13 protein-coding genes, 2 tRNA genes, 3 rRNA genes and 2 pseudogenes are annotated in these 23,450 nt (G+C 60.0%); 14 read left to right on the forward strand and 6 right to left on the reverse strand.

Translation table 11 applies throughout. The features are described 5' to 3' along the window. The first annotated feature begins 90 nt into the window (after positions 1-90). The 6 genes from ACHMW6_RS00475 to ACHMW6_RS00500 all read left to right on the forward strand — a co-directional run bounded on the left by ACHMW6_RS00475 (position 91) and on the right by ACHMW6_RS00500 (position 7,100). Positions 91-1,621: ribosomal RNA gene (locus tag ACHMW6_RS00475) — 16S ribosomal RNA — on the forward strand. A 63-nt stretch (positions 1,622-1,684) separates the two neighbouring features. After that, positions 1,685-1,761 (forward strand) — tRNA-Ile (locus tag ACHMW6_RS00480). Positions 1,762-1,772: 11 nt separating this feature from the next. Next, positions 1,773-1,848: transfer RNA gene (locus ACHMW6_RS00485), tRNA-Ala, on the forward strand. 189 nt (positions 1,849-2,037) lie between these two features. After that, a 23S ribosomal RNA gene (locus ACHMW6_RS00490) occupies positions 2,038-4,910 on the forward strand. A 105-nt stretch (positions 4,911-5,015) separates the two neighbouring features. Then, positions 5,016-5,128: ribosomal RNA gene (gene rrf, locus ACHMW6_RS00495) — 5S ribosomal RNA — on the forward strand. The 16S, 23S and 5S rRNA genes sit together here with 2 tRNA genes alongside, the layout of an rRNA operon. 247 nt (positions 5,129-5,375) lie before the next feature. Continuing rightward, a complete protein-coding gene (locus ACHMW6_RS00500) occupies positions 5,376-7,100 on the forward strand; it encodes a M4 family metallopeptidase (RefSeq protein ID WP_395404614.1) in 1,725 nt (574 codons plus the stop codon). A 49-nt stretch (positions 7,101-7,149) separates the two neighbouring features. On the opposite strand, the gene ACHMW6_RS00505 is transcribed toward ACHMW6_RS00500, so the two are convergent. Further along, complete coding sequence (locus tag ACHMW6_RS00505; RefSeq protein WP_395408495.1) at positions 7,150-7,434, reverse strand: acyloxyacyl hydrolase; 285 nt, start codon at positions 7,432-7,434, stop codon at positions 7,150-7,152. After that, positions 7,328-7,702 (reverse strand): hypothetical protein, encoded by a 375-nt coding sequence (locus ACHMW6_RS00510; RefSeq protein ID WP_395404616.1) that lies wholly within the window; start codon positions 7,700-7,702, stop codon positions 7,328-7,330. The genes ACHMW6_RS00505 and ACHMW6_RS00510 overlap by 107 nt, the downstream gene beginning before the upstream one ends. A 191-nt stretch (positions 7,703-7,893) precedes the next feature. On the opposite strand from ACHMW6_RS00510, the pseudogene ACHMW6_RS00515 reads away from it, so the two are divergent. After that, a pseudogene (locus tag ACHMW6_RS00515) lies at positions 7,894-8,741 on the forward strand (NAD(P)-dependent oxidoreductase). Positions 8,742-9,033: 292 nt separating this feature from the next. Here the strand turns inward: ACHMW6_RS00515 and ACHMW6_RS00520 are convergent. Beyond that, positions 9,034-10,228 (reverse strand): annotated as a pseudogene (locus tag ACHMW6_RS00520) (M20 aminoacylase family protein). A gap of 96 nt (positions 10,229-10,324) precedes the next feature. Here ACHMW6_RS00520 and ACHMW6_RS00525 point away from each other — a divergent pair. The 5 genes from ACHMW6_RS00525 (at position 10,325) to ACHMW6_RS00545 (ending at position 17,646) form a co-directional block, all read left to right on the forward strand. Next, positions 10,325-12,400 carry a molybdopterin-dependent oxidoreductase gene (locus ACHMW6_RS00525; protein WP_395404618.1) on the forward strand — a complete coding sequence of 692 codons (2,076 nt, stop codon included), beginning with the start codon at positions 10,325-10,327 and terminating at the stop codon, positions 12,398-12,400. A 9-nt stretch (positions 12,401-12,409) separates the two neighbouring features. After that, positions 12,410-13,540, forward strand: a complete 1,131-nt coding sequence (locus tag ACHMW6_RS00530) for an aminopeptidase (RefSeq protein ID WP_395404620.1) — start codon at positions 12,410-12,412, stop codon at positions 13,538-13,540. Between the two features lie 218 nt (positions 13,541-13,758). After that, positions 13,759-15,456 carry a long-chain fatty acid--CoA ligase gene (locus tag ACHMW6_RS00535; RefSeq protein WP_395404622.1) on the forward strand — a complete coding sequence of 566 codons (1,698 nt, stop codon included), beginning with the start codon at positions 13,759-13,761 and terminating at the stop codon, positions 15,454-15,456. A 34-nt stretch (positions 15,457-15,490) separates the two neighbouring features. After that, a complete protein-coding gene (locus tag ACHMW6_RS00540; RefSeq protein ID WP_395404624.1) occupies positions 15,491-17,161 on the forward strand; it encodes a long-chain-fatty-acid--CoA ligase in 1,671 nt (556 codons plus the stop codon). 146 nt (positions 17,162-17,307) lie between these two features. After that, positions 17,308-17,646, forward strand: a complete 339-nt coding sequence (locus ACHMW6_RS00545) for a glycoside hydrolase family protein (RefSeq protein ID WP_395404626.1) — start codon at positions 17,308-17,310, stop codon at positions 17,644-17,646. Here ACHMW6_RS00545 and ACHMW6_RS00550 read toward each other — a convergent pair. Together ACHMW6_RS00550 and ACHMW6_RS00555 are read right to left on the reverse strand one after the other, a co-directional pair. Further along, on the reverse strand, positions 17,635-19,221 hold the full coding sequence (locus ACHMW6_RS00550; protein ID WP_395404628.1) for an alkaline phosphatase D family protein: 1,587 nt from the start codon (positions 19,219-19,221) through the stop codon (positions 17,635-17,637). The genes ACHMW6_RS00545 and ACHMW6_RS00550 overlap by 12 nt on opposite strands. Then, positions 19,221-19,661: an acyl-CoA thioesterase gene (locus ACHMW6_RS00555; protein WP_395404630.1), complete on the reverse strand. Its 441-nt coding sequence runs from the start codon at positions 19,659-19,661 to the stop codon at positions 19,221-19,223. Before ACHMW6_RS00555 ends, ACHMW6_RS00550 begins: the two co-directional genes overlap by 1 nt. Positions 19,662-19,725: 64 nt before the next feature. On the opposite strand from ACHMW6_RS00555, the gene ACHMW6_RS00560 reads away from it, so the two are divergent. Next, the gene (locus ACHMW6_RS00560; protein WP_395404632.1) at positions 19,726-21,561 is read left to right on the forward strand and encodes an ABCB family ABC transporter ATP-binding protein/permease; all 1,836 of its coding nucleotides are present in this window, start codon (positions 19,726-19,728) and stop codon (positions 21,559-21,561) included. A gap of 11 nt (positions 21,562-21,572) precedes the next feature. After that, positions 21,573-23,042 (forward strand): M20 family peptidase, encoded by a 1,470-nt coding sequence (locus ACHMW6_RS00565; RefSeq protein ID WP_395404634.1) that lies wholly within the window; start codon positions 21,573-21,575, stop codon positions 23,040-23,042. On the opposite strand, the gene ACHMW6_RS00570 is transcribed toward ACHMW6_RS00565, so the two are convergent. After that, positions 23,039-23,317: a hypothetical protein gene (locus ACHMW6_RS00570; RefSeq protein ID WP_395404636.1), complete on the reverse strand. Its 279-nt coding sequence runs from the start codon at positions 23,315-23,317 to the stop codon at positions 23,039-23,041. The two genes, ACHMW6_RS00565 and ACHMW6_RS00570, sit on opposite strands and share 4 nt — an antisense overlap. Positions 23,318-23,450: the final 133 nt, after the last annotated feature.

Raw genomic sequence — 23,450 nt, forward strand, 5'->3', positions numbered from 1 at the left:
CGCTCGCACAAAATAAACGTAAATCTCTTTATTGAGATTTCGTCAGTATTTTGAGTGAGTGACCCGCTAGAAATAGCGAAAACAGAGATTGAACTGAAGAGTTTGATCCTGGCTCAGATTGAACGCTGGCGGCATGCTTTACACATGCAAGTCGAACGGCAGCGCGGGCTTCGGCCTGGCGGCGAGTGGCGAACGGGTGAGTAATATATCGGAACGTACCCAAGAGTGGGGGATAACGTAGCGAAAGTTACGCTAATACCGCATACGATCTCAGGATGAAAGCAGGGGACCGCAAGGCCTTGTGCTCCTGGAGCGGCCGATATCTGATTAGCTAGTTGGTGAGGTAAAGGCTCACCAAGGCAACGATCAGTAGCTGGTCTGAGAGGACGACCAGCCACACTGGAACTGAGACACGGTCCAGACTCCTACGGGAGGCAGCAGTGGGGAATTTTGGACAATGGGGGCAACCCTGATCCAGCAATGCCGCGTGAGTGAAGAAGGCCTTCGGGTTGTAAAGCTCTTTTGTCAGGGAAGAAAAGGGAGTGGCTAATATCCATTCCTGCTGACGGTACCTGAAGAATAAGCACCGGCTAACTACGTGCCAGCAGCCGCGGTAATACGTAGGGTGCAAGCGTTAATCGGAATTACTGGGCGTAAAGCGTGCGCAGGCGGTTTCGTAAGTCTGTCGTGAAATCCCCGGGCTTAACCTGGGAATGGCGATGGAGACTGCGAGGCTAGAGTTTGGCAGAGGGGGGTAGAATTCCACGTGTAGCAGTGAAATGCGTAGAGATGTGGAGGAACACCGATGGCGAAGGCAGCCCCCTGGGTCAAAACTGACGCTCATGCACGAAAGCGTGGGGAGCAAACAGGATTAGATACCCTGGTAGTCCACGCCCTAAACGATGTCTACTAGTTGTTGGGTCTTAATTGACTTAGTAACGCAGCTAACGCGTGAAGTAGACCGCCTGGGGAGTACGGTCGCAAGATTAAAACTCAAAGGAATTGACGGGGACCCGCACAAGCGGTGGATGATGTGGATTAATTCGATGCAACGCGAAAAACCTTACCTACCCTTGACATGGCAGGAATCCCGGAGAGATTTGGGAGTGCTCGAAAGAGAACCTGCACACAGGTGCTGCATGGCTGTCGTCAGCTCGTGTCGTGAGATGTTGGGTTAAGTCCCGCAACGAGCGCAACCCTTGTCATTAGTTGCTACGCAAGAGCACTCTAATGAGACTGCCGGTGACAAACCGGAGGAAGGTGGGGATGACGTCAAGTCCTCATGGCCCTTATGGGTAGGGCTTCACACGTCATACAATGGTACATACAGAGGGCCGCCAACCCGCGAGGGGGAGCTAATCCCAGAAAGTGTATCGTAGTCCGGATTGTAGTCTGCAACTCGACTACATGAAGTTGGAATCGCTAGTAATCGCGGATCAGCATGTCGCGGTGAATACGTTCCCGGGTCTTGTACACACCGCCCGTCACACCATGGGAGCGGGTTTTACCAGAAGTAGGTAGCTTAACCGCAAGGAGGGCGCTTACCACGGTAGGATTCGTGACTGGGGTGAAGTCGTAACAAGGTAGCCGTATCGGAAGGTGCGGCTGGATCACCTCCTTTCTAGAGTCTGCACGGACTCAAATGTCCACACTTATCGGCTGTTAGATCAAAAGAAACGAGCGCGGGTCTGTAGCTCAGCTGGTTAGAGCACCGTGTTGATAACGCGGGGGTCGTTGGTTCGAGCCCAACCAGACCCACCAAGTACACCATCGGGGGATTAGCTCAGCTGGGAGAGCACCTGCTTTGCAAGCAGGGGGTCGTCGGTTCGATCCCGTCATCCTCCACCACTGCCTTTACGTAAGCCACGCAGGTTTAGGTAAGAGTAGTACTCGTTCTTTAACAATCTGGAAGAAGTAAAGTTTTATTAAGCGTGAATCGAAAGATTCACACTTAGGGTAGTGTTCCGAAAGGAACGCATACAAAAACTCATCAAACACAGTAGTAAGTGCTTAGAACTATAGCCGTCAAGGTTATAGGGACAAGTGACTAAGTGCACATGGCGGATGCCTTGGCGATTACAGGCGATGAAGGACGTAGAAGTCTGCGATAAGCTTCGGGGAGCTGACAAACAAGCCTTGATCCGAAGATTTCCGAATGGGGAAACCCGGCCTTTTAGGTCATCGTATTCTGAATACATAGGAATACGAAGCGAACGCGGCGAACTGAAACATCTAAGTAGCTGCAGGAAAAGAAATCAACCGAGATTCCCAAAGTAGTGGCGAGCGAAATGGGAAGAGCCTGTACGTGATAGTCGTTTGGATAGTGGAAGCCTCTGGAAATAGGCGCCATAGCGGGTGATAGCCCCGTACACGAAATTCAAGCGGTGGTACTAAGCGTACGACAAGTAGGGCGGGACACGAGAAATCCTGTCTGAAGATGGGGGGACCATCCTCCAAGGCTAAATACTCGTAATCGACCGATAGTGAACCAGTACCGTGAGGGAAAGGCGAAAAGAACCCCGGGAGGGGAGTGAAATAGATCCTGAAACCGTGTGCATACAAACAGTCGGAGCCTCGTAAGGGGTGACGGCGTACCTTTTGTATAATGGGTCAGCGACTTACATTCAGTGGCGAGGTTAACCAGATAGGGGAGCCGTAGAGAAATCGAGTCCGAACAGGGCGCCAGTCGCTGGGTGTAGACCCGAAACCAAGTGATCTATCCATGGCCAGGTTGAAGGTGCGGTAACACGCACTGGAGGACCGAACCCACTAATGTTGAAAAATTAGGGGATGAGCTGTGGATAGGGGTGAAAGGCTAAACAAACTTGGAAATAGCTGGTTCTCTCCGAAAACTATTTAGGTAGTGCCTCAAGTATCACCACCGGGGGTAGAGCACTGTTATGGCTAGGGGGTCATCGCGACTTACCAAACCATTGCAAACTCCGAATACCGGTGAGTGCGAGCTTGGGAGACAGACGTCGGGTGCTAACGTCCGGCGTCAAGAGGGAAACAACCCAGACCGCCAGCTAAGGTCCCAAAGATTGGCTAAGTGGAAAACGAAGTGGGAAGGCTAAAACAGTCAGGATGTTGGCTTAGAAGCAGCCATCATTTAAAGAAAGCGTAATAGCTCACTGATCGAGTCGTCCTGCGCGGAAGATGTAACGGGGCTAAGCCAGTCACCGAAGCTGCGGATATCCGCAAGGATATGGTAGGAGAGCGTTCTGTAAGCCTGCGAAGGTGGCTTGTAAAGGCTGCTGGAGGTATCAGAAGTGCGAATGCTGACATGAGTAGCGATAATGCGGGTGAAAAGCCCGCACGCCGTAAGCCCAAGGTTTCCTGTTCAACGTTCATCGGAGCAGGGTGAGTCGGCCCCTAAGGCGAGGCAGAGATGCGTAGCTGATGGGAAGCAGGTTAATATTCCTGCACCGTCGTATGATGCGATGGGGGGACGGATCGCGGAAGGTTGTCTAGCTGTTGGAATAGCTAGTTTCTGGTTCATAGAAGGTGCTTAGGCAAATCCGGGCACATAATTCAAGGGACTGGGACGAGCGCTCTTGTAGCGCGAAGCAATCGGAAGTGGTTCCAAGAAAAGCCTCTAAGCTTCAGTCATACGAGACCGTACCGCAAACCGACACAGGTGGGCGAGATGAGTATTCTAAGGCGCTTGAGAGAACTCGGGAGAAGGAACTCGGCAAATTGGTACCGTAACTTCGGGAAAAGGTACGCCCCGGTAGCTTGACCACTTTACTGTGGAAGGGCGAAAGGGTTGCAATAAACTGGTGGCTGCGACTGTTTAATAAAAACACAGCACTCTGCAAACACGAAAGTGGACGTATAGGGTGTGACGCCTGCCCGGTGCTGGAAGATTAAATGATGGGGTGCAAGCTCTTGATTGAAGTCCCAGTAAACGGCGGCCGTAACTATAACGGTCCTAAGGTAGCGAAATTCCTTGTCGGGTAAGTTCCGACCTGCACGAATGGCGTAACGATGGCCACACTGTCTCCTCCCGAGACTCAGCGAAGTTGAAGTGTTTGTGATGATGCAATCTACCCGCGGCTAGACGGAAAGACCCCATGAACCTTTACTGTAGCTTTGCATTGGACTTTGAACCAATCTGTGTAGGATAGGTGGGAGGCTTTGAAGCGGGGACGCCAGTTCTCGTGGAGCCAACCTTGAAATACCACCCTGGTTTGTTTGAGGTTCTAACCTTGGCCCGTGATCCGGGTCGGGGACAGTGCATGGTAGGCAGTTTGACTGGGGCGGTCTCCTCCTAAAGTGTAACGGAGGAGTTCGAAGGTACGCTAGGTACGGTCGGACATCGTGCTAATAGTGCAATGGCATAAGCGTGCTTAACTGCGAGACCGACAAGTCGAGCAGGTACGAAAGTAGGACATAGTGATCCGGTGGTTCTGTATGGAAGGGCCATCGCTCAACGGATAAAAGGTACTCTGGGGATAACAGGCTGATTCCTCCCAAGAGTTCATATCGACGGGGGAGTTTGGCACCTCGATGTCGGCTCATCACATCCTGGGGCTGTAGCCGGTCCCAAGGGTATGGCTGTTCGCCATTTAAAGTGGTACGTGAGCTGGGTTTAAAACGTCGTGAGACAGTTTGGTCCCTATCTGCCGTGGGCGTTGGAAATTTGAAGGGGGCTGCTCCTAGTACGAGAGGACCGGAGTGGACGAACCTCTGGTGTACCGGTTGTCACGCCAGTGGCATTGCCGGGTAGCTAAGTTCGGAAGAGATAACCGCTGAAAGCATCTAAGCGGGAAACTTGCCTTAAGATGAGATTTCCCGGAGCCTTGAGCTCCTTGAAGGGTCGTTCGAGACCAGGACGTTGATAGGTCAGGTGTGGAAGTGCAGTAATGCATTAAGCTAACTGATACTAATTGCCCGTACGGCTTGTCCCTATAACCTTGCTGGTTATACGCACTTACCGTGTTTGAGATACCCAACTTACTTCTTCCAGATTCAGTGTGGCGCCGCAGTGAGCGGCGACATACGTACAAGTTATGCCTGATGACCATAGCAAGTCGGTCCCACCCCTTCCCATCCCGAACAGGACCGTGAAACGACTTTGCGCCGATGATAGTGCTGCAACCAGTGTGAAAGTAGGTTATCGTCAGGCTAGTTATTAGAAAAGCCCGCCAGGGCTTTCCGAGATGGGGTCTCGGAAAGCGCTCGGCGGGCTTTTTGCATTCTTAGCACCCACGGCATAAAGCAGGTGTCTGCCACGATGTGGCAGACACCAGGTTCACGCCGTGGGTTTTGTTTAATTTGAGACACCGCACAGCATCCTGTCTCATTTCCCAATTTTATTGATTTCGCTCTCCCCGTTCCGCTAACGTGTTTCGACAAACACCTCGGGAGACCGCATGAACATTCGCAAAACCATCCTCGCAGCCGCCATCGCAGTTGCAGCCGGCCAGGCCGGCGCTGCCAGCACCATGGCTTCGCCGGTAGCTTTCTCGGCGCAGGAAAAGGCCCGCCTGATCGCCACCCTGAATGGCGAACGCGGCAAGCACGGACTGGACACCGACCACGGCTTCGCGATCGCCGCCCAGCACCCCGGCGCCAACGGCCAGGCGATCAGCCGCCTGAACCACACCTACAAAGGCATCCGCATCTTCGAATCCGAATCGGTGGTGGTGACCGATGCCGGCGGCAATATCATCAGCGAGTCGATCGGCGAGCGACGCCAGGGCCTGAGCGCCAAGCGCATGAACCTGAAGCCGGCCCTGAGCGGCAAGGGCGCGATTGAGGCCGTGCTGAAGACTGTACCGCGTGGCAGCGGCCATATCGATCCGCCGTTCGCGGAACTGGTCATCTATCCGGTGATGAGCACCGTGCGTGTGGCCGGCGCCGAGAACAAGGCGGAAAGCGAACTGAATGCGATGGACGTGGAAGATGTGGTGTCCGGCTACCAGCTGGTCTACTTCGTGAAGACCCGCATGGTGAACGGCAATAACGCCGTCTTCCACAACACGATCGTCGACGCTCAAAACGGCGCCATCATCGACCAATGGAATATGGTGCAGAACGTGGTCGGCACCGGCAACAGCCAGTACAACGGCGTGGTGCCGATCAACACCACCTTCAGCGGCAGCCAGTATTCGATGATCGACGGCACGCGCGGCACGGGCGGCACCTTCGGCGCGATGGCGATCACGAACGCCAACCACACGACCAGCGCCGGCTCGGTCTACGTCAACAGCAGCAATGTATGGGGCGACGGCAAGCAGTACATCGCCGGTGGCAGCACCACCAATGCCAACGGCCAGACTGCCGCAGTGAATGCGCTGTGGGGCCTGATGAATACCTACGATATGCACAGGAATGTGCTGGGCTGGCAGTCCCTTGACGGCAACAACACCGCCACCTACATCGCCGCCCACGTCAACACGGCCTACGACAACGCGTACTACTCCGATACCTGCAAGTGCATGTATATCGGCGACGGCGGCACGTCCTTCAACAACCTGGGCTCGATCGACGTGATCGGCCACGAGATGGGCCACGGCATCACCGCCGCGACCTCCAACCTGGCTTACCGTGCGGAGTCGGGTGGCCTGAATGAGTCCTCATCCGACATTTCCGGTGAAGCGGTGGAAGCCTATGCCCGCAATGGCGGCACGGGCAACGCGCTGCCTTCGCCAAGCGCCAACGACTGGGTGATGGGCCAGGAAATCTCGAAGAGTGGCCAGCCGCTGCGCTGGATGTACAAGCCAAGCAAGGATGGCCGTAGCCCGGACGCGTGGAGCAGCACCATCAAGCGCCTCGACGTGCACTACAGCTCCGGCCCGAACAACCGCATGTTCTACTTCCTCGCCATGGGTTCGAGCTCGGACGCTGCCAGCGAGAAGTATTCGAAGTACCTGGTCCAGGCGCCCAAGAACATGACCGGCATTGGCCTCGACAAGGCATACCGTATCTGGTTCAAGGCGAACACTACCAAGTTCACTTCGTCCACCAACTATGCGGACGCGCGCAACAAGGTGCTGGCTGCGGCCCAGGAATTGTATGGCGTGAACAGCGCGGAAGCGAAAGCCGTGCAGCGCGCCTACGCGGCCATCAATGTGGGCGCCGATATCGCGGAATAAACGCCGCCCCAGGCAAAAAAAACGCCGGCTTGCGAGCCGGCGTTTTTATTTAGAACTTGTAAGCGACGCGGAGCACGCCGACGTCCACACCACTGTTCGGTTTCTTGATGCCCCCGTTCGAGTAGTGCTGGTACTTCAGGCCGATGTCCCAGTTCTTGTTGAAGACATAGCCAACGCCGATATGGTCGCCGAACTGGAAGGCAGTCGACAGGTGATCGTCGTTGTTGTTATAAGTGTGGGAGAGCAGGTGCGCGCCAATACCGAGTTCGGCGTAGAAGCCCTGCTTGCTGGTGTTCTCGTAGCGCAGGACCGGGGTGAAGCCCAGGTCGACGATGTGCTGTTTTGGCGCCGGGCACGTTGTTGGCCTGGCGGCCTTCCCAGTAGCCCAGGGTGGCGTCCCAGTAGCCGGTCAGGTGGCGGCCGTTGGATTCGAACCAGCTCCAGTTGGAAGGCCAGTCCTTGGTCACGCCAATGTGACCCATTTTGATCTTGGAGCCGGCGGAGAATTCGCCGTAGACGCCGTCTACGAGTTGATCGGAAGCGAAGGCAGGTGAAATAGCCAGCAAAGCGGCGGCAGCCGCGAACAGTTTTTTAACTTGCATGTTTTCTCTCGTGTTTTGTCCTTGCTGTATGCAAAATTGATACGGCAACGCCCGAAATTGTAGCGAGGTTCTGGAAACTGCGCTGACGGCTACTCAGTTGTTAAAATTACCGCAATACTGACTAAGTTGGAGACATCGTGGTTCTTCCCGTACGAATTTCTTTTTTAGGCATCGGTCTGATGGGCGAACCGATGGTACGCCGTTTGCTGGCGGCTGGCTTTCCTGTACGCGTATGGAATCGTACACCGGGCAAGGCTGAAGTGCTTGAAAGCGCAGGCGCGCTCGCGGCGCTGACGCTGGCGGATGCAATGTCCGATGCGCAGGTGGTGATTTCGATGCTGTCCGCCGGGCCGGCGGTGGGAATGTGATCGATGCCTGCCTGCCGTCGATGGCGCGCGGCACGCTGTGGATCGATATGAGTTCGACCAGGCAGGATGAGGCGCAGGAGTTCCATGCCCGCTTGTTTGCGCATGGTTGCCGCTTCCTCGATGCTCCCGTTTCCGGGGGCGTTGGCGGGGCGGAGCAGGGGACGCTTGCGATCATGGCTGGCGGCGATGCGCGCGATTTCGCCGAGGCGCGTCCCGTGCTGGAAGCGATGGGGCGGCCTACGCTGGTTGGTCCTGCCGGCGCGGGGCAGGTGGCCAAGCTATGCAATCAGCTGATTGTCGGCGGCACTATCAATATTGTGGCGGAGGCTCTGCTGCTGGCCCAAGCCGCGGGCGCTGATCCGGAAGCAGTGCGGGCGGCGATTCGTGGCGGGTTTGCCGAGAGCCGGATTTTGGAGGTGCATGGACAGCGCATGCTCGATCGGAATTTCCTGCCGGGCGGGCAGGTGACCACGCAGCTGAAGGACCAGCACAATATCCTTGCCGCCGCGGCAGCAGCCGGCGTGGCGTTGCCGGTCACCAGCCTGGTGACGGAGCGGTATGAGTCGATCAGGGATTTATATCCGCAGGCGGATCATTCGGCGGCGTTGTTGGCGTTGGAGCGTTTGAACCCGGGACAGCGCGTGGGGGCGGAGCCCGATAAGTTGCCGTGACGCGGGCACGGCGGATCAATGATCCGCCCTACACGCCGTTGGCGCTTTACGTTCGTATCGCCCGGCCGGCCGCCCGCCGCGTCGCGCACCCAGTACCATTCGAGCCGGCGCGCGGTGTGCCGACATCGTTCGATTCGCCCGCGCGGCATCGCGGCATCATTCGATCCGCAGCATGACGTACCGGCACGCTTGATCCACGGCCTGGATTGGCGACATCGTTCGCTCCGCCGCGAAGCGTCTCGACATCGTTCGCTCCGTCGAGCGGCGTAGGGCGGATCATTGATCCGCCGTCTCAGCGCAGTGGCAGCGCCGTTTCGATCAGCTTCACCCAATAACTCGCCCCAATCGGCAGCAGGTTATCGTTGAAGTCATAGCTGGCGTTATGCAGCACGCAAGGTCCCAGGCCATGTCCGCCATCGCGGTGATCGCCTTCGCCGTTGCCGATGAACAGATAGCACCCCGGCTTCTCCTGCAGGAAGAAACGCGAAATCCTCCGCGCCCATCGTAGGCTCGACCTTATCGTCCACCTTATCCGCGCCCACCAGCGACTTCGCGACTTCAACCGCAAACGCTGTCTCCTTCGCATGATTCACCAACGGCGGATAGTTACGCTTGAACTCGAAATCCACCTCCGCCTCGAAGGCCGTGCCGATATTCTCGGCCAGCACCTTCATGCGCTGCTCGATCAGGTCCAGCACTTCGGTGGTGAAGGTGCGTACGGTGCCGACCAGCTGGGCCTCGTCCGGAATAACGTTGGTTGCGCTGCCCGAGTGAATCTGGGTAATCGAGATCACCGCCGTATCCAGAGGGCTCTTGTTGCGCGTGATGATGGATTGCCAGGCCTGCGCAATATTCACCGCCACCATGATCGGGTCGATGCCCTTGTGCGGCTGGGCCGCGTGGGCGCCCTTGCCGCGTACCGTGACGTGGAATTCGTTCGAGGACGCCATCATTGGCCCCTCGCACACGCTCAGCGTGCCCGTCGCCGCGCCCGGCCAGTTGTGCATGCCGTAGATCGCGTCCATCGGGCAGCGTTCGAACAGGCCATCTTCGATCATCTTCCGCGCGCCGGCGCCGCCTTCTTCGGCGGGCTGGAAAACGAGATAAACAGTACCGTCGAAATTCCGGTGCTGGGACAGATAGTGCGCCGCACCCAGCAGCATAGCCGTGTGGCCGTCATGGCCGCAGGCGTGCATCTTGCCGGCGTGTTTCGAGGCGTGCGGGAAGGTGTTGATTTCCTGCATGGGCAGGGCGTCCATATCGGCGCGCAGGCCAATGGCGCGCTCGGACGTGCCGTTCTTGATGATGCCCACCACGCCGGTCAGGCCCATGCCGCGGATGACGGGGATACCCCATTCCGTCAGCTTGGCGGCGACAACATCGGAAGTACGCTGTTCTTCATAGCAGAGTTCCGGGTGGGCATGCAGATCGCGTCGGATCTGCTGCAACTCGGACTGAAACGCAATAATCGGGTCGATCAGGTTCATTCTGGTGCCTCCATGATGGGCCCATTTTAGCTGCTACATGCCCGGTCGCGGAATCGTTTACGATAACGTTTTCTGCATTAGCTTCCCGGAATTCTGATGACAAGCACACAAGTACGTGCCACCTGCCCGCACGATTGCCCCGACACCTGCGCCCTCCTGGTTACCGTCGAGAACGGCGTCGCTACCGAAGTGAAAGGCGCTCCGGACCACCCGACCACGGCCGGCGTGCTGTGCACCAAGGTATCCCGCTACACGGAGCGCACCTATTCGCCCGACCGCCTGCTGCACCCGCTGCGGCGCGTGGGCAAGAAGGGCGAAGGCAAATTCGAGCGCATCAGCTGGGACGAGGCGCTGGACGAAATTGCATCCCGCCTCAAGCCGCTGGCCGAGAATCAGCCGGAATCCATCCTGCCTTACAGCTATGCGGGCACGATGGGACTGGTGCAGGGTGACTCCATGTCACTGCGTTTCTTTAACAAGATCGGCGCCTCGCTGCTGGACCGCACGATCTGCGCGACGGCTGGAGCCACCGGCTACAAGTACACGGTTGGCGCCTCCATCGGCACCGATATCGAGCAATTCCAGAACGCGAAGCTGATCCTGATCTGGGGCGGCAACCCGATCGCGTCCAACCTGCATTTCTGGACGCGAGCCCAGGAGGCCAAGCGCAGCGGCGCGAAACTGATCGCCATCGATCCCTACCGCTCGCTGACGGCAGAGAAATGCCATCAGCACATCGCCCTGCTGCCCGGCACCGATGCCGCGCTGGCCCTGGGCATGATGCATATCTTGATCCGCGACGATCTGCTGGACCATGACTATATCGCCCAGTACACGCTGGGCTTCGACGCGCTGCGCGAGCGCGCCGCGGAATGGACGCCGCAGCGCACCGCCGAAGTGTGCGGCATCAGCGTGGAAGAAGTGGAGGGCCTGGCGCGCGAGTACGGCGAAACGGCAAAGCGCGGCGAGCCGGTAGCCATCCGCACCAATTACGGCGTGCAGCGCGTGCATGGCGGAGGCATGGCAGTGCGCAATATCAGCTGTCTGCCGGCGCTGGTAGGCGCGTGGCGCCATGCGGCGGGCGGCGTGCAGCTGTCCTCGTCCGGCACTTTCCCGAAAAACCTGCCGGCGCTGCAGCGCCCGGACTTGCTGAAGAAGCTGCCGCGCACCATCAATATGAGCACCATTGGCGATGACCTGCTGCGCCCGGCGTCACCGGAGTTCGGGCCGCAAATCAAGGCCCTCATCGTCTACAACTCGAATCCGGTGGCGGTTGCGCCGGAATCGGGAAAGGTCGCGGCCGGCTTCGCGCGCGAAGACTTGTTCACTGTGGTGCTGGAACACTTCCAGACTGATACGGCCGACTATGCGGACATCGTCCTGCCCGCCACCACCCAGCTGGAGCACGTGGACATCCACAGCGCCTACGGCCATCTCTACATGATGGCGAATAACGCGGCCGTGGCGCCTATGGGCGAGTCCAGACCGAACACGGAAATCTTCCGCCTGATCGCCGCCCGCATGGGCCTGGACGACCCCTGCTTCAAGGATAGCGACGATCAGCTGGCGGCAGTCGCTTTCAAGTCGGACGATGCGCGCGCCATTCACTTTGACTGGGAGTCACTCAAGCAAAAGGGCTGGCAAAAACTTGCGGTACCAGACGCGCCCTTTGCATATGGCAATTTCCCCACACCCTCAGGAAAATGCGAGTTCTACTCGGAAATGATGAAGGCGGACGGCCTCGACCCGCTGCCCACCTACATACCGAACTACGAATCGCGGGTATCTTCCCCTGATCTGGCGGCAAAATACCCGCTAGCGATGATATCTCCGCCGGCGCGCAACTTCCTGAACTCCACCTTTGTCAACGTACAAAGCCTGCGCGCCACGGAGGGCGAACCCCACCTCGACATCAATCCGGAAGACGCTGCTGCACGCGGCATTAACCATGGCGATCCGGTACGCATCTTCAACGATCGCGGTTCCTTCGTCTGCAAAGCCCGCGTCACGCCGAAGGCGCGGCCGGGCCTGGTTGTCGGGCTATCGATATGGTGGAAGAAGCTCGCGGGCGATGGCAAGAACGCCAACGAGGTGACCAGCCAGCGGCTGACCGACATGGGCCGCGCGCCAACGTTTTACGATACACTGGTCCAAGTGGAGAAAGCCGCTTGAGACCGATGTATGCGCAAAATTGCCCGCCCGAAAATCCGCGCCAGATATCTGGTGACGGGGGCGGCTTGCGCCCTGATGCTGGCGGGTTGCGCACAGTTCAAGTATTACTTCCAGGCGGCCCAGGGCCAGTACGCGCTCTGGTCTGACGCCCGTCCCATCGACGACTGGCTGGGCGATCCGGCCACCGATCCCAAGCTGAGAGCGCGGCTGGAGAAAGCCCGCGTGATCCGGCGCTTCGCCGTCAGGGAACTGTCGCTGCCGGACAATGCCAGCTACAAGAACTACGCCTCGCTCAAGCGCCAGTACGTATTGTGGAATGTGGTCGCCACGCCGGAATTGTCGCTGCGCCCCGTCCAATGGTGCTTTCCGATCGCAGGCTGCGTGAGCTACCGCGGCTATTACGACAAGGCGGATGCCGAAGCGTATGCCGAAGAGCTGCGCAGCGAACGCAACGATGTGCAGGTCGGCGGCGTGCCCGCCTATTCGACCCTGGGCTGGTTCAGCGATCCCTTGCTCTCCACCTTCATCAACTATTCCGACGCCGAGCTGGCGCGCATGGTGTTCCACGAACTGGCGCACCAGATCGTGTACGTCCAGGGCGATTCCAAGTTCAATGAAGCCTTTGCCACGGCGGTGGAAGAGGCCGGCGTGCAGCGCTGGCTGGACCTTTACGGCAACGACGCGATGCGCGAAGCCTATGCCCGCTACAGCGTGCGGCGCCAGGATTTCCTCGGACTGCTGGTCAAGCATCGCCAGATGCTGGCGGACCTCTACGCCAGCAGAGCCACCGTGAAACGCAAGCGCGAAGAGAAAGCGCGCATCTTTGCGTCACTGCAAGAAGAGTACAAGGTTCTCAAGGCAAACTGGGGCGGCTACAGTGGCTATGACCGCTTTTTTGCCGAGCCCCTCAACAATGCCCATTTGGCATCTGTTGCAACCTATAATGACTTGCTCCCCGGATTCCGGGCGCTCCTTGCCAAGGAGAAAGACTTCCCGCACTTCTATGCTGCGGTGCGGAATATGAGCAACCTGCCGTCGGTTGAGCGGCACGACCGCTTGCTTCAACTGGCGCACGCCATCGGCTCTGGCACTGAAACTACGACCGCTGCCGCACAAAAGGAATCCGGCGGCTTGAACTGATGCTGCTATGCAGCAGAAAGGCCCGCTAGAGGACAGATACCAAATCCAACAAATCGCTTGCCTGATGGCCTGCACGCACGATAGCATCTACGTTGCAGATATAGAACGGGCGTTCTTTTTTTTGATAAGACAAGGAAAAGGGACAAAGCCCTCTGCCGCCGGCCCTGTGCAGCCGCGCGACCCCATAACGATAAAATTCCGAGACAAAGAGGCACAGGATGGAAAAAATTTGGCTTAAGTCGTACCCCCAAGGTGTTCCGCCGGAGATTGACCCCACCCAGTACCGTTCACTGGTTCATCTGCTGGAAGAGTCCTTCCAAAAATATGCAGCACGCCCCGCTTTTGTCTGCATGGACAAGTTCATCACCTACGCGGAGCTGAACGACTACTCGAAGCGCCTGGGCGCATTCCTGCAAAGCCGCGGCATGAAGAAAGGCGCTCGTGTCGCCATCATGATGCCGAACGTGCTGCAGTATCCGATTGCCATCGCCGCCATCCTGCGCGCCGGCTACACCGTGGTCAACGTCAATCCGCTGTACACCCCGCGCGAACTGGAACACCAGCTGAACGACTCCGGCGCGGAAGCCATCATCATCCTGGAAAACTTTGGCCACACGCTGGAGCAGGTGCTGCCCCGCACTCCCGTTAAGCACATCATCGTTGCCAGCATGGGCGAAATGCTGGGCGGCCTGAAAGGCCCGATCGTCAATTTTGTCGTGCGCAGCGTGAAGAAGATGGTGCCCGTCTTCTCCCTGCCGAATGCGATGCGCTTCAAGGATGCGATGCGCCACGGCGGCGGCATGAAGCTGACGCCCGTCGAACTGCGCCATGAAGACGTGGCCTTCCTGCAGTACACGGGCGGCACCACGGGCGTATCCAAAGGCGCTACGCTCACCCACCGCAATATCATTGCCAATCTGCTGCAGACCGAAGCCTGGGGCCAGCCTGGCCTGGCGAAACCGCCGGTAGTAGAATCCATGACCATTATCTGCGCGCTGCCGCTGTACCACATCTTCGCGCTGACGGCCTGCGCGATGTGGGGTATGCGCATCGGCGCACTGAATGTGCTGATTCCAAATCCGCGCGATATCGGAGGCTTCATCAAGGAGCTGGCGAAGTACGAATTCAATATGCTGCCGGCAGTGAACACGCTGTACAACGCGCTGCTGAACCACCCGGATTTCAAGATGCTGGACTTCTCCAAGCTGAAGATGGCCAATGGCGGCGGCATGGCCGTGCAGCAGGCGGTTGCCGACAAATGGCTGGCGACGACGGGCGGCGCGATCATCGAAGGCTACGGCTTGTCCGAAACCTCGCCGGTGGCCACCTGCAATCCGGCCGACAGCACGGCGTTCTCCGGCTCCATCGGCCTTCCTGTGCCGTCCACCGACATTGCCATCCTCGATGACGAAGGCAATCCGGTGCCGCTCGGCTCGCCGGGCGAAATCGCCATTCGCGGTCCGCAGGTGATGGCGGGCTACTGGAACCGCCCGGATGAAACCGCGAAGGTCATGACACCGGACGGCTTCTTCAAGTCCGGCGACGTGGGCGTGATGGATGAACGGGGCTTCGTGAAGATCGTCGACCGCAAGAAGGACATGATCCTGGTCTCCGGTTTCAACGTTTATCCGAACGAAGTGGAAGGCGTGGTGGCCAGCCATCCGGGCGTGCTGGAATGCGCCTGCGTGGGCGTGCCGGACGACTATTCGGGCGAAGCGGTCAAGCTGTTCGTGGTGCGCAAGGACCCGAACCTGACTGTCGATGCGCTGATGGCCTTCTGCAAAGAGAACCTGACCGGCTACAAGAAGCCCAAATATATCGAGTTCCGCGAGGAGCTCCCAAAAACCAATGTTGGCAAGATCCTGCGCCGCATGCTGCGTGACGAGGTCAAGGCCGATAACAAGAAAGCCGCGTAAAACGCGGCTGCACACACTTAAGAAGAGGCATTGAATGGAAAAAATCTGGTTGAAGTCCTACCCTGAGGGCATGCCGGCGGAAATCGACCCGTCGCAATATCGCTCCATCACTCACCTGATGGAGGAATCCTTCCGCAAGTATGCCGACCGCAATGCCTACGTCTGCATGGACAAGTTCCTGACCTTCCGCGAGGTGGATCAGATGTCCAGGCAGTTCGGTGCATGGCTGCAGGCCAAGGGACTGAAACCAGGTGCGCGCGTGGCCATCATGCTGCCGAACGTGTTGCAATACGCGGTGGCGCTGGCTGGCATCCTGCGCGCCGGCTACACCGTGGTCAACGTGAACCCGCTGTACACGCCGCGCGAGCTGCAGCACCAGATCAATGACTCCGGCGCCGAAGCCATCATCGTGCTGGAGAACTTCGCCACCACGGTGCAGCAGGTGCTGGGCGCCACGCCGCTCAAGCACGTGATCGTGGCCAGCATGGGCGACCTGCTGGGTGGCCTGAAAGGCGCCATCGTCAACTTCGTGGTGCGCAAGGTGAAGAAACTGGTGCCGGCCTATTCGCTGCCGAGCGCCGTGAGCTTCAAGCAGGTGCTGGCCGAAGGCGCACGTCTGACGCTGCAGCCGGTGGACACCAAGCCGGACGACATCGCCTTCCTGCAGTACACGGGCGGCACCACGGGCGTATCGAAAGGCGCAGTCCTGCTGCACCGTAACGTGGTGGCCAATGTGCTGCAGAACGAAGCCTGGCTGGGCATGAGCGGCGGCACCGAGCAGCTGGTGTTCGTGGCCGCGCTGCCCCTGTACCACATCTATTCGTTGACCATCAGCGCCTTCATGGGCATGCGCACCGGCGGCCTGAATGTGCTGATCCCGAATCCGCGCGATATCCCGGGCTTCGTGAAGGAGCTGGCAAAGTACCGCGTGGTGGTGTTCCCGGCAGTGAATACTCTGTACAACGCGCTGCTGAACAATCCGGACTTCGCCAAGCTGGACTTCTCCAGCTACAAGATCGCCAACGGCGGCGGCATGGCCGTGCAGCAGTCGGTGGCGGACCGCTGGCTGAAGGTGACGGGCACGCCGATCATCGAAGGCTATGGCTTGTCCGAGACTTCGCCTGTGGCTACTGCAAACCGCGTGGACATCAAAGAATTCACCGGCACCATCGGCTTGCCGATTCCTTCGACCGAAGTGAAGATCCTGGACGATGACGGCAACGAAATCCCGCTGGGCACCGCAGGCGAGATTGCGATCCGCGGTCCGCAGGTGATGGCCGGCTACTGGAACCGGCCCGATGAAACAGCCAAGTCGATGACGGCCGACGGTTTCTTCAAGACTGGCGACGTGGGCATCATGGACGATAAGGGCTATACCCGCATCGTGGACCGCAAGAAGGATATGATCCTGGTCTCCGGCTTCAATGTCTATCCGAATGAGATCGAGGGCGTGGTCGCGGCTCACCCGGGCGTACTGGAAGTGGCTTGCGTGGGCGTGCCGGATGCGAATTCGGGCGAGGCAGTCAAACTGTTCGTGGTGCGCAAGGACCCGAACCTGACTTCGGAGGCGCTGATGGAGTTTTGCAAGCATGAGCTGACGGCTTACAAGAAGCCGAAGTACATCGAGTTCCGGGATGAGCTGCCGAAGACGAATGTGGGCAAGATTTTACGGCGCCAGTTGCGCGACGAGAAGAAGGCCGCGTGACCGCATGCACGGCGGATCAATGATCCGCCCTACAGCCCCTTCGGGGCCAGGACAATTGGCGCGCCGTCTTTGACGCGGCGCAAAACCCGCTTCCTGCGGCCGCTGTACATTGAAACGCTCAAACGTACAAATTGCCGGAGGCTGCCGTGGGCCATGCGAACAACAATCACCTGTTGCACCTGAGCCCCGCCGGCCGGCGCGCGCTGCGCCTGCGTGAAGGGCTGGGCGACGATATCGACACTAGCTTCAACGAATCCGTGCGCGTGGCGGAACGCGCCGTGCAGCGCCAGGTCAGTCACCAGTCGCTGACGCAGGACCAGTTCGACGCGCTGGTCAGCTTCACCTTCAACCTCGGCGCCAGCGGCGCCATGCTGGTGTTGCGCCGCGTGGATGCGGGCGACCTGGCCGGCGCAGCGGACGTGATGCTGCGCATATCCGGCCCCGCCCAGCGACGCCGCGAGGAAAGCGCTCCCTTACGCGCCTGAGCGGTTCACACCGGGCCGCCCGCCGGCCACCTCGAAGCTGGCCAGCGTTTCGATGCCACTGTCCTTTTCACGCACATTCTCCAGCCCCTGGAACAACATGGTGCTGCGCTCCGGCGTGATATCGAGCAGCATGAAACCGCGCCGGTCGCTGCGGCCGAATTTGATGTGGGGATTCATCGCCACATACTGCGCCGTGCGCGATTGCGGACGCGAGCTGGAAGTCACGGAAGTGCCGCAGAACTCCGTCGCCACCAGCGGATTGTCGGAAGAGGGCGGCCGCGTGGCGTCGCGCGCCAGTTCCGCCGCGTAGAATGTGTGCACATCGCCGGACAGCACCAGCGGATTGGGCGCGCGGCTCGTTTGCAGCGCTTCCAACAGGCGCGCACGGTTCGCTGCGTAGCCATCCCAGCCATCGGTCCAGAAACGGCCGCCGCCATCGCCATCGATCGCCACCTGGCTGGACTGGGCCATCAGCGTCTGCTGCGCCAGGATATTCCACTGTGCGCGCGAACCCTTCAAGCCTTCGGCCAGCCACGCTTCCTGCGCCTCGCCCAGCATGGTGCGGCGCGGATCGGCCAGGGCGGCGCAGGCGCGGCGATAGACGGATGAGGAACCGCCGCGCCCGCGCACCTGGCAGGCGTGGGGCGAGCGGTACTGGCGTGTATCGAGTACGTGGAAGCGCGCCAGCCTGCCCCAGTCATAGCGCTGGTACATGCGCACCTCGCCCATGCCGGGTGTGAAAGCAAGCCGCACCGGCTGGTGTTCGTAATACGCCTGGTACGCAGCCGCACGTCGCTGCGGGAATCCCGCGGACAGCAACTCGTCCTGCATCGGGTTGTAATCGTTGGCGACTTCGTGGTCGTCCCAGGTCACGATCCACGGCGCGGCCTGGTGGCAGGCCTGCAGGTCGGGATCGGACTTGTACTGCGCATAGCGTGCCCGGTAATCAGCCAGCGTGAAGCTCTCGTCGCGGCGCACGGCGCGCGCGGGATGCTGCAGGCTGTAGCGCCCCCACTCGTAGATGTAATCGCCCAGGAAGGCGACCAGGTCGGGCTCGGCGGCTGCAATGTGGCGGTGCGCCGAGTAATAGCCGAACTCCCAGTGCTGGCAGGACGCGGCCGCCAGCTTCAGGCGTCCTGGCTGGTCGCCGGCTGCGGGCGCCGTGCGCGTGCGGCCGACGGGGCTGACGGCATCGCCCAGCATGAAGCGGTAGAAGTACCAGCGTGCAGGCTGCAAGCCCTTCACGTCCACGTGCACGCTGTGCGCCAGTTCAGGAGCGGCCGTGGCGGCGCCGCGCGACACGATTTGGCGGAAGGCTTCGTCCTCGGCCACTTCCCAGCGCACGGAGAACGCCACCGGCGGCATGGCGGACGCATTCAGCGGATCGTGCAGGATGCGTGTCCAGAGGATGACGGAATCGGGCAGCGGCGAGCCGGAAGCCAAGCCGAGGGAGAACGGGTAGGCGCCGCTGCCATTGCGCGCGGCACGCGTGGGGAAGGCGCCTGCCTGGGCCAGCGCCGCCAGCCCCGCGATCCGGGCGCCGCGCAACAGCAGCTGTCGGCGCCCTTCGTCCATCAGTTGTTCAGCAGGCTTTCAATCGGAGGAACGGGGCGCGGCTTGCGGTCCGGACCAGTGGCAACGTAGGTGAGCAGGGCTTCCGTCACCTTCACGGTCACGGCCTGCAGGCGGTTGCGCTCCGCATAGACTTCCACCTTGACGGTGATCGAAGTATTGCCGACCTTGACGATATCGGCATAGAAGGACAGCAGGTCGCCCACGAACACGGGCTGCTTGAACAGGAAGGAATTCACCGCCACCGTGGCTACGCGGCCGTTGGCGCGGCGGGTGGCAGGCAGGGAGCCGGCAATGTCGACCTGGGACATGATCCAGCCGCCGAATACGTCGCCATACACATTGGCGTCGGAAGGCGCGGGCATGACGCGCAATTCGGGCATTTTCCCGGCCGGCAGGCCGCTGTTGACGTTGGGGAGGGTTTGTTCTTGTGGGGTGCTCATCGTGAAATCTCGTGTGGGGCTACAATTGACCGAATTGTAAACCACCGAAGCAAATCGCCTCGCCATGCGCCGTTACCCCAATTCCCCGCCGCCGCCGGACAGCAAGACCAAGCCCTCCCGCAGCGATATTGCAACTCTGAAAACATTGCTGCCCTACCTCTGGGTGTACAAATGGCGCGTGATGGCGGCGCTGCTGGCGCTGGTCGGCGCCAAGCTGGCCAACGTCGGCGTGCCGGTAGTGCTCAAGCACCTGGTGGACCAGATGACGGTCACCGCTTCCAACCCCCTGCTGGTGCTGCCGGTTGCCGCGCTGATCGCCTATGGCGCGCTGCGCCTCTCGACCACGGTGTTCACGGAGCTGCGTGAATTCCTGTTTGCCCGCGTCACCCAGCGCGCCGTGCGCACGATTGCGCTGCAGGTGTTCCGGCATTTGCATTCGTTGTCCCTGCGCTTCCACCTGAACCGCCAGACGGGCGGCATGACGCGCGATATCGAGCGCGGCACGCGCAGCGTGGGCTCGCTGATCTCGTACACGCTGTTCAACATCCTGCCCACGCTGGTGGAAATCACGCTGGTGCTGGGCTACCTCGTCACGCACTACGATGTGTGGTTCTCGGTCATTACTTTCTGCGCGCTGGTGCTCTACATCACCTTCACCGTGATGGTCACCAACTGGCGCACCCATTTCCGCCGTACGATGAACGACCTCGATTCGAAGGCCAATAGCAAGGCCATCGACTCGCTGCTGAACTATGAAACCGTGAAGTATTTCGGCAACGAGGAATATGAGGCAAAGCGCTATGACGAGGGCCTGCAGCGCTACGAGTCCGCGGCGGTGAAGTCGCAGACATCGCTGTCCGCCCTGAACACGGGCCAGTCGCTGATCATCGCGACTGCGGTCACGCTGATCCTGTGGCGCGCCACGCAGGGCGTCATCGACGGCAAGATGTCGCTGGGCGACCTGGTGCTGGTGAACGCCTTCATGATCCAGCTGTATATCCCGCTCAACTTCCTCGGCGTGATCTACCGCGAAATCAAGCAAAGCCTGGCGGACATGGAACGGCTGTTCTCCCTGCTGGACGAGAACCGCGAGGTGGACGATTCACCGAATGCACGTCCGCTGCTGACCAGCGGTGGCGCCCAGGTGCATTTTTCACATGTCGACTTCAGCTACGATCCCAAGCGCCAGATCCTGTTCGATGTGGACTTCACCATCCCGGCCGGTACCACGACCGCCGTGGTGGGCCACAGCGGCTCGGGCAAGTCCACGCTGTCACGCCTGCTGTACCGCTTCTATGAAGTGAATGCGGGCCTGATCACCATCGATGGCCAGGATATCCGCCAGGTCACCCAGGATTCGCTGCGCCATGCGATCGGCATTGTGCCGCAGGATACGGTGCTGTTCAACGACACCATCGAATACAACATCGCCTACGGCCGCCCAGGCGCCAGCCACGACGAGATTGTGGCCGCCGCGCGCGCCGCCTCCATCCACGATTTCATCGTCAGCCTGCCGGACGGTTATGGCACCATGGTGGGCGAGCGCGGGCTGAAACTTTCCGGCGGCGAGAAGCAGCGCGTGGCGATCGCCCGCACGCTGCTGAAGAATCCCGCCATCCTGATCTTCGACGAAGCCACGTCCGCGCTGGACTCGCGCGCCGAACAGTCGATCCAGGCGCAGCTGAAGGAGATCGCGAAGAACCGCACGACGATGGTGATCGCGCACCGCCTGTCCACAATCGCGGACGCGCAGCAGATCCTCGTGCTCGATCACGGCCGCATCGTGGAGCGGGGTACGCACCAGGCGCTGCTGGCGCGCGACGGCCTGTATGCGCAGATGTGGGCGCGCCAGCAGGCGAAGACGGATGAAGAGCAGGGGTCGCCTGCAACGACCAACTAAAGGGGGAACTGATGGCGGTAAAACGGGTGTTGGCGGTAGCGCTGGCAGGTATCGGCTTGCTGGCGGTGGCAGTGGGAATCAATACGGCGCGCAGCGGTTCGCGCCAGCTGAAAGTGGCGCCGGCGCCCGCGCTGGCCATTGATGCAGCGGCGGCCGCGCAAAGACTGGCCGAGTCGCTGCGCTTCGTCACCATCTCGGATGCGAAGGATGCCGCAGCCAATGCGGCCGAATTCGACAAGCTGCACGCCCACCTGCAAGCAAGCTTTCCCCGCCTGCACGCGGCCCTGAAACGCGAAGAAATCGGCAATTCCCACGCTCTGCTCTATACCTGGCAGGGCAGCGACACCAAGGCAGCGCCCGTGATGTGGATGGCGCACCAGGACGTGGTACCCATCGCGCCCGGCACCGAGAAGGACTGGCAGCAGCAGCCGTTCAGCGGCGTGGTCGCCGATGGCTTCATCTGGGGCCGCGGCGCCTGGGATGACAAGGGCAATCTCTATGCGCAGATGGAAGCGATCGAGATGCTGCTGGCCAGCGGCTTCCAGCCGAAGCGCACGATTTACCTCGCTTTCGGAGCGGACGAAGAAGTGGGCGGCACGCGCGGCGCGGTTGCCATCGCGGCGCTGATGAAGTCGCGCGGCGTGAAGCTCGATTACATCCTGGATGAAGGCTTGCTGGTCCTGCACGGCATGGTGCCGGGCCTGCAGCCGCCGGCCGCGATGATCGGCGTGGCGGAAAAGGGGTATGCAAGCTACCAGCTGGATCTGTCCACCGCCCCGGGACATTCCTCGATGCCGCCGAAACAGTCGGCGATTGGCATGATGAGCAAGGCACTGTCGCAGCTGGAAGAGCACCCGATGCCGGTGCACATGAAAGGGCTGGCGCAAACCAGCTTTGAAACCATGGCGCCGGAGATGGGCGGCTTCAATCGCGTGGCACTCACCAACTTCTGGCTGTTCTCGCCGCTGCTGGAACGCATGATGACGCAGACGCCCAGCATCAACGCGCTGATGCGCACGACCACGGCACTGACCATCGTGAACGCGGGCGTGAAGGACAATGTGTTGCCGGGCAGCGCAAGCGCCACTGTCAATTTCCGCCTGCTGCCGGGGGATACTTTGGGGGACGTACAGGCGCATATGCGCAAGGTGATCGGCAACGACGCGATCCGCATCAGCGATGCCACGACCTACAACGCGGAAGCTTCGCGCGTGGCCAGCGTGGATGGCGCCGCTTACGGCATGATCAACCGCACGGTGCGCGAGGTGCTGCCGGATGCGATTGTCGCGCCGGGCCTGATGATCGCTGCTACCGATTCGCGCCACTTCGGCGCCGTGAGCGACAACATTTTCAAGTTCAGCCCCGTCCGCGCCGGGCCCGACGACCTGCCGCGTTTCCACGGCACCAATGAGCGCATGTCCTTCAAAAACTATACCGACATGATCCGCTTCTACCACCAGCTCGCGCGCAACAGCCTTTAACGCTGCCAGACGGTCGCGGCCAGGCCGGCCACGGCCGCGATCAACCCAACGACGCAGACGAGGATGGTGACCAGCAAGGTCATTAACCAGCGGAATTGCTCGTCCTGGCGCTTCTCCAGCTTGTCGACAGCAGCTTGCACGGCTGTCTGGATGGCAATCTGCATTTCCAGTCGCAGCGTCCGCAATTCGCAGACTATATCGTTCACTTTCGACTCCAGGAGCGTAAGCCGAGCCTCAGGGCTGGGCGGGTTATCTTCCGGCGGTGCGTCGTCCATGATGAGATCTCCCTGTAGACCCACATTTTCGGCCGCACGCGGCTTTCGGTGTTTGACGTACCGCACATCGAAATAGTTCCCACCGAAACCGTAGGAAAATTGCTTTTCGTTCGTCATACTTCTTGAACGCCAC

Origin of the sequence: Pseudoduganella sp. UC29_106, from assembly GCF_044055365.1 — a bacterium.
Lineage (GTDB): Bacteria > Pseudomonadota > Gammaproteobacteria > Burkholderiales > Burkholderiaceae_D > Rugamonas.